The sequence below is a fragment of the Pseudomonas sp. RC10-4-2 genome (genome assembly GCF_050433085.1).
Taxonomy (GTDB): Bacteria; Pseudomonadota; Gammaproteobacteria; order Pseudomonadales; family Pseudomonadaceae; genus Pseudomonas; species Pseudomonas aeruginosa.
Window position 1 is genome coordinate 1,630,464 of the sequence record NZ_JBNPXX010000001.1, and the last position, 13,140, is coordinate 1,643,603.

Consider the following 13,140-nt stretch of genomic DNA (forward strand, 5'->3'; position numbering starts at 1 on the left):
GCGCGGGCTTTCTGTTGCCTGCGGAAACGCCCTAGCGGCGGCCCACCAGCAGGCCGAGGAGGAAGCCGGCGCCGGCCGATACGGCGATGGTCTGCCAGGGATGGTCCTCGACGTATTCCTCGGTCGCTTCGGCGGCCGCCTGGCTGCGTTGCACCACGCCGCGGCGGGTGCGCTCGATGGCGTCGCGACCACGATGCAGCACGGAATTGATCTGTTCACGCAGGTTCGCGCCCTCCTTGCCGGCCAGGCTGCCGGTGCCGCTCATCAACTGGTCCACCTCGGCGATCAGGTCCTGCAGTTCGGCCATGGCCTGGTCCTGGATAGCCTGCTTGGCGCGAGCGGAGCGGGTTTTCAGAGTCATGTCGGTCTCCTTGACGAGGATGGTTACCTAGGTATGGAGTCGCCCGCTTCGCTGAAAGTTGCACGGCATGGCCTGCGTCGGGGGCTTCCGTAGCATGCGGGAGAGCCGTTTCAGGATGCCCCGGCCTCGCCGCGCAGGTAGCGGTCGAGGTCGATCGCTTCGCCGCTCTTGAGTTTCAGGCGTCGGCGCAGGTCGTCGAACATAGCGTCGTACTCGCGGCGCTGGCGCACGATCGGTCCCTGCCGCAAGCGCAGGCCGTGGCGCCGGGCCAGGCGACTGGCACGGCTGGCGAAATGCACGGCGGCGTCGCGCGGCAGTTCGAAGCTTTCGCTGAAAGGCTGGCCGTCGATCCGGCCCTCCATGTCGAAGTGTACGGCCACCGGGCGGGCCTCGGCCTCCAGGACCCGGTAGCGCAGGTGGATATCGAATGCCTGGCGGTCGACTTCGCTGGCCGAGGCGAGATGCAGATGGCCGGGAATGAACATGGCCTGCCTCCTTTTCGGATAACCGGGGAAATGCCCTTGCCTGCCAGGGTATGCTTCGCCGGCCTCGGGACGGCTGTCCCAGGTCAGTTTTTTCCGGATTGGAGTGGGGATGCGAATGGCGCTGGGAGCGTTCGGGTGTTGACTGACTGGGCCGCGTACGCCGGGCTGTTCCTCTCGGCGTTCGGTTCGGCGACCCTGCTGCCGTTGCAGTCGGAAACCGTGCTGGCCGCCTTGCTGCTGCGCGGCGGCCAGTCGGTCGCGTGGCTGCTGGCGCTGGCCATCGTCGGCAATGTGCTGGGTTCCTGGGTCAACTGGTGGCTGGGTCGCTACCTCGAGCATTTCCGCGGTCGCCGCTGGTTTCCCGTGGGCGAGGTGCAGTTGCTCAGGGCGCAGCGACACTATCGCCGCTACGGCCGCTGGACCCTGCTGCTCAGTTGGGTGCCGGTCATCGGCGATCCGCTGACGCTGGTGGCCGGCATCATGCGTGAGCCCTGCTGGAGTTTCCTGCTGATCGTCGGCCTGGCCAAGACGCTCCGCTACCTGGCCCTGGCTGCGCTGGTGCTGGGCTGGGCCGGCTGAGCGCTTCGTCGGCGAGCGTAGAACTATTTTTCGCGGGGCAATGTCCATTGCTGCGAGGTGTAACTGCCGCCTCATCGCCCCCGGGGCCTTTAGTTGCCGCTGTGGTCCCGGGGGCTTCTCTTTTCCTGCCTGTTTCCGGCGATGCGAGGTGCGCAATGTCGAGGGTGGTAGCGGGATCGCTGGTCTGCCTGCTGCTCGGTTCGGCGCCGGCCTGGGCATCTACGGCCGAGGCGTGGCAGGCGCACGACGCCATGGTGCGTGCCGCCTGCCTGAAAGCCAGCGGCTTGCGCCAGGTACGCGCGGTGGGGCAGGTACTGCCCTTCGACGATGAGGTGGGCTATTCGGCGCTGCTCCTGCAGGGCCGCTATCCGCAGTCGCACATGCAGGGCCGCCAGGGCCGCGAGCTGTGTCTGTACCGGCGCGCCACCGGCAAGGCCAGCGTCAGCGAGGCCGACGCCCTGCTCAAGCCTTGAGTTCGGGGTCGTCGTTCTCCGGAAGTTCGCGCTCGCCAGGGTCCTTGCCGTCTTCCGAATGGTGTTCGATCACCGCGTTCAGCTCGGCGCCGAACAGCACCACTGCCGCCGACAGGTAGAAGTACAGCAGGAGGATGATGATCGCCCCGATGCTGCCGTACATGGCGTTGTAGTTGGCGAAGTTCTTCACGTAGAAGCCATAGGCGAGGGACGCGGCGATCCAGGCGATCACCGAGAGCACCGAGCCTGGAGTGATGAAGCGGAAACGCTGCTCGACATCCGGCACCAGGTAGTAGAACAGCGCCACCGCGAGCATCAGCAGGAACACCGCAAGAGGCCAGCGCAGCCAGGTCCAGAGCGTCACCAGGTACTGTTCCAGACCGACCAGGCCGGCGATCCAGGCGATCACCTGCGGCCCGGTGACCATCAGGCCGGCCGCCACCAGCAACAACAGGGCGATGCCGAGGGTGTAGAGGATCGACAGGGAGAAGCGCTTCCATACCGGGCGGCTCTCCTTCACGTCGTAGGCGGCGTTGAGCGCGATCATCATCGAGCGGATGCCCGCCGAGGAGGTCCACAGCGCCACCGCGATACCGATCGACAGCAGGCCGCCTTTCTGCTGCTGCAACTGGTCGATCACCGGGTTGACCTGATCCATCGCCTCGGGCGGCAGCAGCAACGCCGCCTGCTCGCGCAGCCAGGCGAAGAACTCCGGCAGGTGCAGGTAGCCTACGAGGGTGATCAGCACCAGCAGGAACGGAAACAGCGAGAACAGCATCTGGTAGGCGAGGGCCGAGGCGTAGGTCGGCATGTCGTCCTCAAGGAACTCGTTCACGGTGCGCTTGACCAGGCCGAACAGGCCTATTTCCCGATAAGCCGTACGGAACATTCCATCTCCTTGCTGTGTGCGTGCCGATGACGATCGACCACCGATGGCCGCTTGCCGCCAGGCATTTTCCGTTGGGTGAAATTCGTCGCGTCCTTTCTGGGACGCCACGGCGGGCGAATTGGTTCGTCGCCGGCGTCATCATTCGGTCGCATCCGTTAGCCAGACTGCGCCTGCCCGCCGCGCGGCGGGCCTCCGTCCAACTTCTCAGAAATGGAGCGCACCATGTCTGTCGACCTGAAGAAAATCGCCGCTGCCTTTCCCGAGTTCCAGTTGTCCAGCAAGAGCCGCCATGACGGCGCGCTGTTGTTGCAGTTGCAGGCCGCCGACGGCCGCTACGTGGCTCGCACCATACCCTCGCCGCAGCTCAGCGCGCCGCCGGAGACCGAGTGGCTGATCCGCAGCATCCGCCGGGAACTGGCCGTGCCGGGCATGGAAATGGCGATGGCGGCACGCTGAGTTTTTTCGCCGCGGGAACCGATGATGCGATAATTCCGCCTTTCCACACAGCTGACGGGAAGGCAATGAAGCGCGAGAAGGTTCGGGACAGGCAGGCGGCAGGGAAGATCTCGGCGACCCACATCATCGCCAATCCCACCCTGGCCAGGGAATGGATCGTGTTCTTCAAGAAGGACGGCGGGCGCAGCTATTTCCTGGTCGACGAGAGCGACGAGGTGATGTCGTTCCGCCGGCTCGACGACGCGGTCAAGGAGCTGCGCGGGCTGGGCATCAAGTTCGCGGAGATCCATCTCTAGGAGCGGCGTCGCGCGGTCGCCACTGGCCAGCCTTGCGCGCCCGCGCTTCTTCCTCGGCGAACCGGTACTGGCCGCGCGCCTCGGCCGTCTGGCCGCTGTCCGGCGCGTCGCGCCAGCTGGCCAGGCCAATGGTCAGCAGGGCCAGCCCGGCATCCAGGGTATGTCCGCAGGTGGGGCAGTCGGCCGGGGTGACCCAGGCCGCGCCGAGGATGCGGAAGCGCGCGTCGCGGCCTTGCTCGCGGATGGTCGCCGATTTGCCGAGCAGCATGTCTTCCAGGGCTTCCCGGGCGCGCCGACGCCAGGGCTCGGCGGCCGGTAGCTCGACGGCATTGAGCTGGATGCGCAGCGCCTTGTTCGCGCCGGGCAGGCGGCAGCCCAGGCTGGCGTCGTCGTGTATCGCCACCACCGTGCAGTCGAAGCGGCGCTCCCCGGCGTCGGCGGCGAACGCCAGGGCGGCGCAGAGCGGCAACAGGGCGAGGGTGCGGAAGATCATGGGCTACTCCGGCGGAGGTCAGCGTCGACGCGAGGATAGGTTGCTGCAGGTCGCCAGGTCCACCGGGCCGACATAGGGATTGCCCCAGCCCATCACGCAGCCGACCATGTGGTTGCGCTGGCGCTCCCAGGTCTGTGGCGGGTACTGCTTGTGCCAGGCGTTGTAGAGCTGGCGATCCTGCTTCGACAGGCGCAGGCCGTAGCGGTCGCTCATGTAGAAGTAGGTGCGGGCGATCATCCCGCGGATCTGCGGGCGTGGCATCGCCTTGCGCGCCTTGAAGTCCACCACCATCGGGCAGGCGCCGTATTGCTGGGGTTTCTGCGGCAGCCAGCCGAAGCCGAAGTTGCTGCGGTCGCCGTTGACCTCGCCGATGCTCGGCACCAGGTTGTGCAGGTCGGCCTCGGCGCGCTGGTAGGTGCTGTCGTGCCTCGCGCAGTTGCTCCGCCCGCCGTTCTGCCAGCAGCGCCGCTGGTGACCGATCACCCAGGCCGGGACGATGTGTTCCCACTCGATGCGCCGCGCGCGGTTGGCGTTCTTCCTCGGCTTGTAGCCGCAACTGGCGAGGTCGACACGATTTCCCGAGTAGCGACAGCCGCAGTAGAACTCCACGGATTGCCGGGCGTAGAGCTTCCAGCCGATTTTCTTCGCTTCGGAGAACGTGCGCGGGGCGTTGGCCTGGCCGGCGCTGGCGAGGAGGAGGGCGAAAAGGCCTACAAACAAACGGGAAAGCATGCGGCAACTTCCAAAAAAATCCGCATGTTACTGATTTTGCAGGAGATGCCAATCGTGGCCAGTCCATGGCCAGGCGAGGGGCGGACCTTCCCGTTTGCGCCGCGTCCATGCGATGGTTAGTATGCGTTCCGTATATGTTTTGTAGTCGAGGTGTAGTGTGGGCCTGGTGAAGATTTCCGAGCAATTGCACGAAGAGGCGCGCATCGCCTGCAAGGCCATGTCGCGCTCGATCAATGCCCAGGCCGAGCACTGGATGCGCATCGGCATGCTGATCGAAGCCAATCCCGGCCTGACCTATGCGCAGGTGCTACGCCAATTGATGGACGAAGCGCGCGAAAGCGACCGCCGCGAGCAGGACGCGGCGAGGATCTCGGGATGATCAAGAGCGCGGAGGAAATCCAGCGCATGAGCGTGGCCGGCGCGCTCACCGCGAAAGTCCTCGAAGCCCTCGACGAGGTGGTGCGGCCAGGCATCAGCACGGTAGAGATCGACCGCTTCTGCGAGCGCTACATCGTCGACACCCTCGCGGCGATTCCCGGCAGCAAGGGGCAGTACGGCTATCCGTTCACGGTGAACACCTCGGTCAACGAGGTGGTCTGCCATGGCTGGCCGTCGGCGCAGCAGATCCTCCGCGACGGCGATATCGTCAACGTCGACGTCACGGTGATCAAGGACGGCTATTTCGGCGACAGCAGCAAGATGTACCGGGTCGGCGCCATCGACCGCCAGGCGCAGAAGCTGCTCGACGTCACCCGCGAATGCCTGTACCGGGCGATCCGCGTGGTGCGCCCGGACGCCACCCTCGGCGATATCGGGCATGCCATCCAGAGTCACGCCGAAGCCAACGGTTATTCGGTGGTCCGCGAATACTGCGGGCATGGCATCGGCCGCAAGATGCACGAGGCGCCGCAGGTCCTGCACTTCGGTCGCGCTGGCGCGGGTGCGCGGCTGAAGGCCGGGATGACCTTCACCATCGAACCGATGATCAACCAGGGCGGCCACGCGGTGAAGCTGCACAAGGACGGCTGGACCGTGACCACTCGCGACCGCCGCCTGTCGGCCCAGTACGAGCACACCGTGCTGGTCACCGAGCGGGGTTGCCGGGTCCTGACCCTGCGCGACGAGGAGCGCGAGGCGCTGGCCGACCTGGCTGGCTGATCGACGCCCGGCCTGGTTACACTGAGACGACTTTTCCGAAGGGAGGCTGGCGGGTGTCCGGCAGGCGTTTTGGCGAGTTCGAACTGCGCGCCACCTGGTTGCGCGAGGACAGTGGCTATCTGGCCGAGATCGAGATAACCAGCATCGACGACGGACGCACCGAATGGCTGGTGCTGCCGGGCCAGCCGCCGTGCGAGAGTCCGGCGGCCGCGCTGTCGCTGGCGGAAGCGGCGCTGTACCGGGTGCGCGGCTTCGATGCGCGGGGCCGGCCGCTGTTTTCCGACTGAGCCTGCTGGCAAATCGCATGATGCATTTCGCACGATCTTGCAGTTTGCACGGACCGCTTCGCTGAGTCTTTTCGTAAGTTATTGATTTTGAATGGTTTTAATTTTCCATGTGGCTGGCATGAAAGCTGCCACCTTTCCCCGTGTTGCGGCTGCGCTGAAGTTCGCGGTCGGTTTTCATGCAAGAGGGGATAAACGATCATGGAAAAGTCCATCAAGATGCTGTTCGATGCCTTCCAGGCCACCTTTGCCGTATCCACCCAGATGCGTCCGGACGGCGGCGCCCTGCTGACCCTGCGCAACGGCGAAGAGATCGTGACCCGTCGCGTGGTGTCCGCCGCCCAGTTGGCCGACGAGAAGCGCATGTACTGGTTCATCAACGCCGTGCGCCGTGACCTGGCCCTGGAGGCGGGGAGCCTGCCGGTGGATGTGGTCGGCACCCTGCGTCGTCTGCAGGAGCGCGGCCTGCCGAGCTACATGGCGGGCTGAACGGTTCGTCCGGAATCCTGGCGGAGACCTCCGGCAGGGCGGGCGAGAGTGCTAGAGTGAAGCTTCGAGGGGGCTGGGCGAGGATCGACCGGCCCCCGCTCGTGTCGGAAGGGAAGGCCAGGGCTGGCCTGCCCGTTCGGCGCTTCGGCAGGCTGGCGCAGAACGATGCAAGGTCGTTCGGGTCAGCATCAGGGATGAAATGACTGACAGGAGTCGGGATGCTGCGTTACGTCGTGGGTTTTCTCGCGTTCACCGTGCTGGCGGCCTATCTGTTGCTGGGGGTTTCCCAGCACGCCTTCCTGCCGTGACCGGTCGGCATGGCGGCTTCAGCTGCGTTGCGGAAGAGGCTGTGGCGGCCGTGCGGGATGCCGGTTTTCGGCTTGCCGTGCCTTGCGTTGCAGGCGTGCGCGCCGACGCGGCACGCGCAGGAAGGCCCACAGGGTGACGCCGGCGAGGCCCAGCCAGGCGACGATCAGCAATGTGACGAAGGATTCGGGAGTCATGGTTCATCCTCCTCTTACCCAAGGATAGACCCTGCGGGAAGGGGAATTACTGCAATCGGTCTTCGACCATGGTCTGAAACGCGGTCATTCGGGGCCGGCACCGACCAGGGCCAGGCAGCCGGTCAGGCTGGTCAGCAGGGGCAGGGCGAGCAGGAAAGCCAGCCAGATGGCCTCCATGCGCAACAGCGTGGCGCCGAGGAACAGCGCGACCAGGAGGATGGTCATGAGCAGGGCGGTCCAGCCGAAGTACATGGCGAAGTTGTCGATGCCCAGGCCGATGCCCCAGCCCAGCAGCAGGGCCCATACCCCGGCCAGTGCCAGGCCGAGGGCCAGCATGCTCGCCAGGGTCCGGGCGGACGGGGCATGCAGCGGGTGGTTGCGGAATAGCTCGTAGAAGATCGGCGTATTCATCGGCGTCACCTCCGCAGGGGAACTTCCAGCCTAGTCCAGCGGGCGAGACGGCCCTAGACCTATTTGTCATTACGGGGCGTGACCTCAGGCCGTTAACATCCATCTTTTCCAGGCGATGCCGTGCATCGGGCTGCGGGCCCGCTCACCGTTCGTCGCGCTGAGTCGAAAAAGAAACCGAAAGGGTTGCGTGCATGAGTGGCGAACTCGCCTCGTTCGAGGTGGATGGGTATCAACTGGTCTATCAGGACCTGGGCGAGGGCACGCCGGTGCTACTGGTCCACGGTTCGCTCTGCGACTACCGCTACTGGCAATGGCAGTTGCGCAGCCTCGGCGAGCGCCACCGGCTGATCGTGCCGAGCCTGCGTCACTACTACCCCGAGCGCTGGGACGGGCAGGGTGCGGACTTCACCAGCGCCCGCCACGTCGCCGACCTGCTGGCGCTGGTCGAGCGGCTCGGCGAGCCGGTACACCTGCTCGGCCATTCCCGCGGCGGCAACCTGGCGTTGCGCCTGGCGCTGGCCGCTCCGGACGCCCTGCGTTCGCTGAGCCTGGCCGATCCCGGCGGCGACTATGCCGCCGAGGTCTACGCCCACGCCGGCCTGCCTGCGCCCGAGGAGCCATTGGAACGCAACCAGTTCCGGCGCCAGGCGCTCGAATTGATCCGTGGCGGCGAGGCGGAACGGGGACTGGAACTGTTCGTCGATACGGTGAGCGGCGCCGGGGTATGGAAACGCTCGTCGGCGACGTTCCGCCGAATGACCCTGGACAACGCCATGACCCTGGTCGGGCAGGTGGCCGACCAGCCGCCGGCGCTGGCGCTGTCGGAACTGCGCTCGATCGACCTGCCGAGCCTGATCCTCAATGGCGAACGCAGCCCGCTGCCATTCCCGGCCACCGCCGAGGCGCTGGCGGCGGCCCTGCCGCGCGCCGAGCTGCAACGCATCCAGGGCGCGTCCCATGGCCTCAATGCCACCCGTCCGGCGGCTTTCAACCGGTCGGTACTGGAGTTCCTGGCGCGCGTCGATGGCGTTGCGCCGGACGTGGAAACGTCCTGAAGCGAGGCCGGGCGAACTGACCGCTCGTCAGCTCGCCGCGGATGCTTTACCATGGGCGCTTCGCGCCGGATCAGCTCCGGCGTTTTTCGTCAGTATCCATTCCCAGTGATCTCCGTCCGCGCGCTTCGGCGCAGGGGTGCCGCAAGGCGCCTGCCACTGTGAGGCAGGCCGGCCCGGCGGGCGACGCTTACTGGCACATCCCAACCCACGTGGCCTTTGGTAGGGGTCACCACTAGGAGAGGAGGCGCCATGCCCATCATTACTCTTCCCGACGGCAGTCAACGTTCCTTCGATCACCCGGTCTCCGTGGCCGAGGTGGCCCAATCCATCGGCGCGGGCCTGGCCAAGGCGACCCTCGCCGGCAAGGTCGACGGCCGCCTGGTCGACGCCTGCGACACCATCGATCGCGACGCGACCCTGCAGATCATCACGCCCAAGGACGAGGAAGGACTGGAGATCATCCGCCACTCCTGCGCCCACCTGGTCGGCCATGCGGTCAAGCAGCTCTATCCGACCGCGAAGATGGTCATCGGCCCGGTGATCGAGGAAGGCTTCTACTACGACATTTTCTTCGAGCGCCCCTTCACCCCCGAGGACATGGCGGCGATCCAGCAGCGCATGCGCGAGCTGATCGACAAGGACTACGACGTGATCAAGAAGATGACCCCGCGCGCCGAGGTCATCGAGCTGTTCAAGTCCCGTGGCGAAGACTACAAGCTGCGCCTGATCGACGACATGCCGGACGAGAAGGCCATGGGCCTGTACTTCCATGAGGAGTACGTGGACATGTGCCGCGGCCCGCACGTGCCGAACACCCGCTTCCTCAAGGCGTTCCAGCTGACCAAGATTTCCGGCGCCTACTGGCGCGGCGACTCGAAGAACGAGCAGTTGCAACGCATCTACGGCACCGCCTGGGCCGACAAGAAGCAACTGGCGGCCTACATCCAGCGCATCGAAGAGGCCGAGAAGCGCGACCATCGCCGCATCGGCAAGCAGCTCGACCTGTTCCACCTGCAGGAAGAAGCGCCGGGCATGGTGTTCTGGCACCCGAATGGCTGGAGCGTCTACCAGGTGCTCGAGCAGTACATGCGCAAGGTCCAGCGCGACCATGGCTATGTCGAAGTGCGTACCCCGCAGGTGGTCGACCGCATCCTCTGGGAGCGTTCGGGCCACTGGTCGAACTACGCCGAGAACATGTTCACCACCTCCTCGGAAAGCCGCGACTACGCGGTCAAGCCGATGAACTGCCCGTGCCACGTGCAGATCTTCAACCAGGGCCTGAAGTCCTACCGCGACCTGCCGCTGCGCCTCGCCGAGTTCGGCGCCTGCCACCGCAACGAGCCTTCCGGCGCGCTGCACGGGATCATGCGCGTACGCGGCTTTACCCAGGACGACGCGCATATCTTCTGCACCGAAGAGCAGGTGAAGAAGGAAGCGGCCGATTTCATCAAGCTGACCTTGCAGGTCTACCGCGACTTCGGTTTCACCGACATCGCCATGAAGCTGTCGACCCGTCCGGCCAAGCGCGTCGGTTCCGACGAGCTGTGGGATCGCGCCGAAGGCGCGCTGGCCGATGCGCTGAACGAATCCGGCCTGGCCTGGGAATACCAGCCGGGCGAGGGCGCGTTCTACGGGCCGAAGATCGAGTTCACCCTGAAGGACTGCCTCGGTCGTAACTGGCAGTGCGGCACCCTGCAGTACGACCCGAACCTGCCGGAGCGCCTGGACGCCAGCTACATCGCCGAGGACAACAACCGCAAGCGCCCGGTGATGCTGCACCGTGCGATCCTCGGGTCCTTCGAGCGCTTCATCGGCATGCTCATCGAGCACTACGCCGGAGCCTTCCCGGCCTGGCTGGCGCCGACCCAGGCAGTGGTGATGAACATCACCGACAAGCAAGCCGATTTCGCCGCCGAGGTGGTGCGGATCCTCGGGGAAAGCGGATTCCGTGCCAAGTCCGACTTGAGAAACGAGAAGATCGGCTTTAAAATCCGCGAGCATACTTTGCTCAAGGTTCCCTATCTCTTGGTTATTGGAGATCGGGAAGTTGAATCGAAGGCCGTCGCGGTGCGTACGCGCGAAGGGGAAGACCTGGGCTCCATGCCCGTCACCCAGTTCGCTGAGCTGTTGGCACAGGCGGTTTCCCGGCGTGGTCGCCAAGACTCGGAGTAATCATTATTAAGCGTGAAATGAGACAGGATAAGCGAGCTCAACCGAAACCCCCGATCAACGAGAACATCTCGGCTCGTGAGGTACGGTTGATTGGAGCTGATGGCCAGCAGGTTGGTGTTGTTTCGATCGATGAGGCGATCCGCCTAGCCGAAGAGGCGAAGCTGGACCTGGTTGAGATTTCGGCCGACGCGGTGCCTCCTGTCTGCCGCATCATGGACTACGGCAAGCACCTGTTCGAGAAGAAGAAGCAGGCTGCGGTCGCCAAGAAGAACCAGAAGCAGGCGCAGGTCAAAGAAATCAAGTTTCGTCCAGGGACGGAAGAAGGGGATTACCAGGTAAAACTACGCAACCTGGTACGTTTCCTTAGTGAAGGGGACAAGGCCAAGGTATCCCTGCGATTCCGCGGCCGTGAGATGGCTCACCAGGAGCTGGGGATGGAGTTGTTGAAGCGGGTCGAAGCCGACCTCGTGGAGTACGGCACCGTCGAGCAGCATCCTAAGCTGGAAGGACGCCAGCTGATGATGGTCATCGCTCCCAAGAAGAAAAAGTAACCACCAGGGCACTGGCAGGCCTTGCGGTTATGCGTAATCACTCAATGCGGAGTATCCGAACATGCCAAAGATGAAGACCAAAAGTGGCGCGGCCAAGCGCTTCAAGAAGACTGCTGGTGGCCTCAAGCACAAGCACGCCTTCAAGAGCCACATCCTGACCAAGATGACCACCAAGCGTAAGCGTCAACTGCGCGGCACCTCGATGCTGAACAAGTCTGACGTTGCGCGCGTAGAACGCTCCCTGCGTCTGCGCTGATTATTAAGGTAGAGGATTAATTCATGGCTCGTGTTAAGCGTGGCGTTATCGCCCGTCGTCGTCACAAGAAAATTCTGAAGCTCGCCAAGGGCTACTACGGTGCACGCTCGCGCGTGTTCCGCGTTGCCAAGCAGGCGGTGATCAAGGCTGGCCAATACGCCTACCGTGACCGTCGTCAGCGCAAGCGTCAGTTCCGCGCACTGTGGATCGCCCGTATCAACGCTGGTGCTCGTCAGAACGGTCTGTCCTACAGCCGCCTGATCGCCGGCCTGAAAAAGGCGGCCATCGAGATCGACCGTAAGGTCCTGGCCGATCTGGCAGTGAACGAAAAAGCGGCGTTTACCGCGATTGTCGAGAAAGCGAAGGCAAGCTTGGCTTAAGCCCTACGACAATCACCGGACTTCGGTCCGGACGTAACGTCACCGATAGGGGAAGAGCCTTACCGCTCTTCCCCTATTTTGTATCTGGAGTCCATACATGGAAAACCTGGATGCGCTGGTCTCTCAAGCATTGGAGGCTGTGCGACACACCGAAGACGTCAATGCCCTGGAGCAGATCCGGGTTCACTACCTCGGCAAGAAAGGCGAACTGACCCAGGTGATGAAGACCCTGGGCGACCTGCCGGCCGAAGAGCGGCCGAAGGTCGGCGCGCTGATCAACGTGGCCAAGGAAAAGGTCCAGGATGCGCTGAACGCGCGTAAGACCGAGCTGGAAGGGGCCGCGCTGGCCGCCCGGCTGGCCGCGGAGCGCATCGATGTCACCCTGCCCGGTCGTGGCCAGCTGAGCGGCGGCCTGCATCCGGTCACCCGCACGCTGGAGCGCATCGAGCAGTGCTTCAGCCGCATCGGCTACGAAGTCGCCGAAGGCCCGGAAGTCGAAGACGACTACCACAACTTCGAAGCGCTCAATATTCCGGGCCACCACCCGGCGCGTGCCATGCACGATACTTTCTATTTCAATGCGAACATGCTGCTGCGTACCCACACCTCACCGGTGCAGGTGCGGACCATGGAGTCCCAGCAGCCGCCGATCCGCATTGTCTGCCCGGGGCGCGTCTACCGCTGCGACTCCGACCTGACCCACTCGCCGATGTTCCACCAGGTGGAAGGCCTGTTGGTGGACGAGGGCGTCAGCTTCGCCGACCTCAAGGGCACCATCGAGGAATTCCTCCGCGCCTTCTTCGAGAAGCAGCTCGAAGTGCGCTTCCGTCCGTCCTTCTTCCCCTTCACCGAGCCGTCGGCCGAAGTGGACATCCAGTGCGTGATCTGCAGCGGCAACGGCTGCCGCGTGTGCAAGCAGACCGGCTGGCTGGAAGTCATGGGTTGCGGCATGGTGCACCCGAACGTGCTGCGCATGTCCAACATCGATCCCGAGAAATTCCAGGGCTTCGCCTTCGGCATGGGCGCCGAGCGCCTGGCCATGCTGCGCTACGGGGTGAACGACCTGCGTCTGTTCTTCGATAACGATCTGCGCTTCCTCGGACAATTCCGCTAGGCC

At 64.6% G+C, this 13,140-nt stretch carries 21 protein-coding genes; 14 read left to right on the plus strand and 7 right to left on the minus strand.

The genetic code is table 11. The annotated features are described in order from the left end of the window. Positions 1-31: 31 nt before the first annotated feature. Both FHW81_RS07790 and FHW81_RS07795 read right to left on the minus strand, forming a co-directional pair. Positions 32-361 (minus strand): DUF883 family protein, encoded by a 330-nt coding sequence (locus FHW81_RS07790; RefSeq protein ID WP_003090802.1) that lies wholly within the window; start codon positions 359-361, stop codon positions 32-34. A 110-nt stretch (positions 362-471) separates the two neighbouring features. Continuing rightward, positions 472-846 (minus strand): DUF5064 family protein, encoded by a 375-nt coding sequence (locus FHW81_RS07795; protein ID WP_003090800.1) that lies wholly within the window; start codon positions 844-846, stop codon positions 472-474. 135 nt (positions 847-981) lie between these two features. On the opposite strand from FHW81_RS07795, the gene FHW81_RS07800 reads away from it, so the two are divergent. Together FHW81_RS07800 and FHW81_RS07805 are read left to right on the plus strand one after the other, a co-directional pair. Then, on the plus strand, positions 982-1,425 hold the full coding sequence (locus tag FHW81_RS07800; protein ID WP_003099113.1) for a YqaA family protein: 444 nt from the start codon (positions 982-984) through the stop codon (positions 1,423-1,425). A gap of 155 nt (positions 1,426-1,580) precedes the next feature. After that, positions 1,581-1,898, plus strand: coding sequence for a hypothetical protein (locus tag FHW81_RS07805; RefSeq protein ID WP_003099112.1), 318 nt, complete (start codon positions 1,581-1,583; stop codon positions 1,896-1,898). On the opposite strand, the gene FHW81_RS07810 is transcribed toward FHW81_RS07805, so the two are convergent. Next, positions 1,888-2,787, minus strand: coding sequence for a YihY/virulence factor BrkB family protein (locus FHW81_RS07810; protein WP_023118595.1), 900 nt, complete (start codon positions 2,785-2,787; stop codon positions 1,888-1,890). The genes FHW81_RS07805 and FHW81_RS07810 overlap by 11 nt on opposite strands. A gap of 222 nt (positions 2,788-3,009) precedes the next feature. Between FHW81_RS07810 and FHW81_RS07815 the strand changes: the two genes are divergently transcribed. After that, positions 3,010-3,243, plus strand: a complete 234-nt coding sequence (locus FHW81_RS07815) for a DUF3509 domain-containing protein (RefSeq protein ID WP_003090796.1) — start codon at positions 3,010-3,012, stop codon at positions 3,241-3,243. Positions 3,244-3,308: 65 nt separating this feature from the next. Beyond that, positions 3,309-3,539 carry a hypothetical protein gene (locus tag FHW81_RS07820; protein WP_003090795.1) on the plus strand — a complete coding sequence of 77 codons (231 nt, stop codon included), beginning with the start codon at positions 3,309-3,311 and terminating at the stop codon, positions 3,537-3,539. Here the strand turns inward: FHW81_RS07820 and FHW81_RS07825 are convergent. Beyond that, the gene (locus FHW81_RS07825; RefSeq protein WP_003114413.1) at positions 3,514-4,032 is read right to left on the minus strand and encodes a thermonuclease family protein; all 519 of its coding nucleotides are present in this window, start codon (positions 4,030-4,032) and stop codon (positions 3,514-3,516) included. The genes FHW81_RS07820 and FHW81_RS07825 overlap by 26 nt on opposite strands. An 18-nt stretch (positions 4,033-4,050) precedes the next feature. Then, on the minus strand, positions 4,051-4,764 hold the full coding sequence (locus FHW81_RS07830; RefSeq protein ID WP_003099106.1) for an endonuclease: 714 nt from the start codon (positions 4,762-4,764) through the stop codon (positions 4,051-4,053). Between the two features lie 157 nt (positions 4,765-4,921). On the opposite strand from FHW81_RS07830, the gene FHW81_RS07835 reads away from it, so the two are divergent. The 4 genes from FHW81_RS07835 (at position 4,922) to FHW81_RS07850 (ending at position 6,695) form a co-directional block, all read left to right on the plus strand. Next, positions 4,922-5,143 carry a ParD-like family protein gene (locus FHW81_RS07835; protein ID WP_003090688.1) on the plus strand — a complete coding sequence of 74 codons (222 nt, stop codon included), beginning with the start codon at positions 4,922-4,924 and terminating at the stop codon, positions 5,141-5,143. After that, positions 5,140-5,922 (plus strand): type I methionyl aminopeptidase, encoded by a 783-nt coding sequence (map, locus tag FHW81_RS07840; protein WP_016852714.1) that lies wholly within the window; start codon positions 5,140-5,142, stop codon positions 5,920-5,922. Before FHW81_RS07835 ends, map begins: the two co-directional genes overlap by 4 nt. A 53-nt stretch (positions 5,923-5,975) precedes the next feature. After that, a complete protein-coding gene (locus FHW81_RS07845; RefSeq protein WP_003090686.1) occupies positions 5,976-6,209 on the plus strand; it encodes a hypothetical protein in 234 nt (77 codons plus the stop codon). Positions 6,210-6,407: 198 nt separating this feature from the next. After that, a complete protein-coding gene (locus tag FHW81_RS07850) occupies positions 6,408-6,695 on the plus strand; it encodes a DUF3509 domain-containing protein (protein WP_003090684.1) in 288 nt (95 codons plus the stop codon). A gap of 326 nt (positions 6,696-7,021) precedes the next feature. On the opposite strand, the gene FHW81_RS07855 is transcribed toward FHW81_RS07850, so the two are convergent. Continuing rightward, the gene (locus FHW81_RS07855; protein WP_003099098.1) at positions 7,022-7,198 is read right to left on the minus strand and encodes a hypothetical protein; all 177 of its coding nucleotides are present in this window, start codon (positions 7,196-7,198) and stop codon (positions 7,022-7,024) included. Positions 7,199-7,282: 84 nt separating this feature from the next. Next, complete coding sequence (locus FHW81_RS07860) at positions 7,283-7,609, minus strand: hypothetical protein (RefSeq protein ID WP_003090681.1); 327 nt, start codon at positions 7,607-7,609, stop codon at positions 7,283-7,285. A 191-nt stretch (positions 7,610-7,800) separates the two neighbouring features. Here FHW81_RS07860 and FHW81_RS07865 point away from each other — a divergent pair, with 191 nt between their 5' ends. The 6 genes from FHW81_RS07865 (at position 7,801) to pheS (ending at position 13,137) form a co-directional block, all read left to right on the plus strand. After that, complete coding sequence (locus FHW81_RS07865) at positions 7,801-8,664, plus strand: alpha/beta fold hydrolase (RefSeq protein WP_003114410.1); 864 nt, start codon at positions 7,801-7,803, stop codon at positions 8,662-8,664. Between the two features lie 249 nt (positions 8,665-8,913). After that, positions 8,914-10,836: a threonine--tRNA ligase gene (gene thrS, locus FHW81_RS07870; protein ID WP_003090677.1), complete on the plus strand. Its 1,923-nt coding sequence runs from the start codon at positions 8,914-8,916 to the stop codon at positions 10,834-10,836. Further along, positions 10,836-11,387, plus strand: coding sequence for a translation initiation factor IF-3 (gene infC, locus FHW81_RS07875; RefSeq protein WP_003119938.1), 552 nt, complete (start codon positions 10,836-10,838; stop codon positions 11,385-11,387). Before thrS ends, infC begins: the two co-directional genes overlap by 1 nt. Before the next feature lie 61 nt (positions 11,388-11,448). Continuing rightward, on the plus strand, positions 11,449-11,643 hold the full coding sequence (rpmI, locus tag FHW81_RS07880) for a 50S ribosomal protein L35 (protein ID WP_003090673.1): 195 nt from the start codon (positions 11,449-11,451) through the stop codon (positions 11,641-11,643). Between the two features lie 23 nt (positions 11,644-11,666). After that, positions 11,667-12,023: a 50S ribosomal protein L20 gene (gene rplT / locus FHW81_RS07885; protein ID WP_003099086.1), complete on the plus strand. Its 357-nt coding sequence runs from the start codon at positions 11,667-11,669 to the stop codon at positions 12,021-12,023. Positions 12,024-12,120: 97 nt separating this feature from the next. Beyond that, positions 12,121-13,137 (plus strand): phenylalanine--tRNA ligase subunit alpha, encoded by a 1,017-nt coding sequence (gene pheS / locus FHW81_RS07890; RefSeq protein ID WP_003090666.1) that lies wholly within the window; start codon positions 12,121-12,123, stop codon positions 13,135-13,137. Positions 13,138-13,140 lie beyond the last annotated feature (3 nt).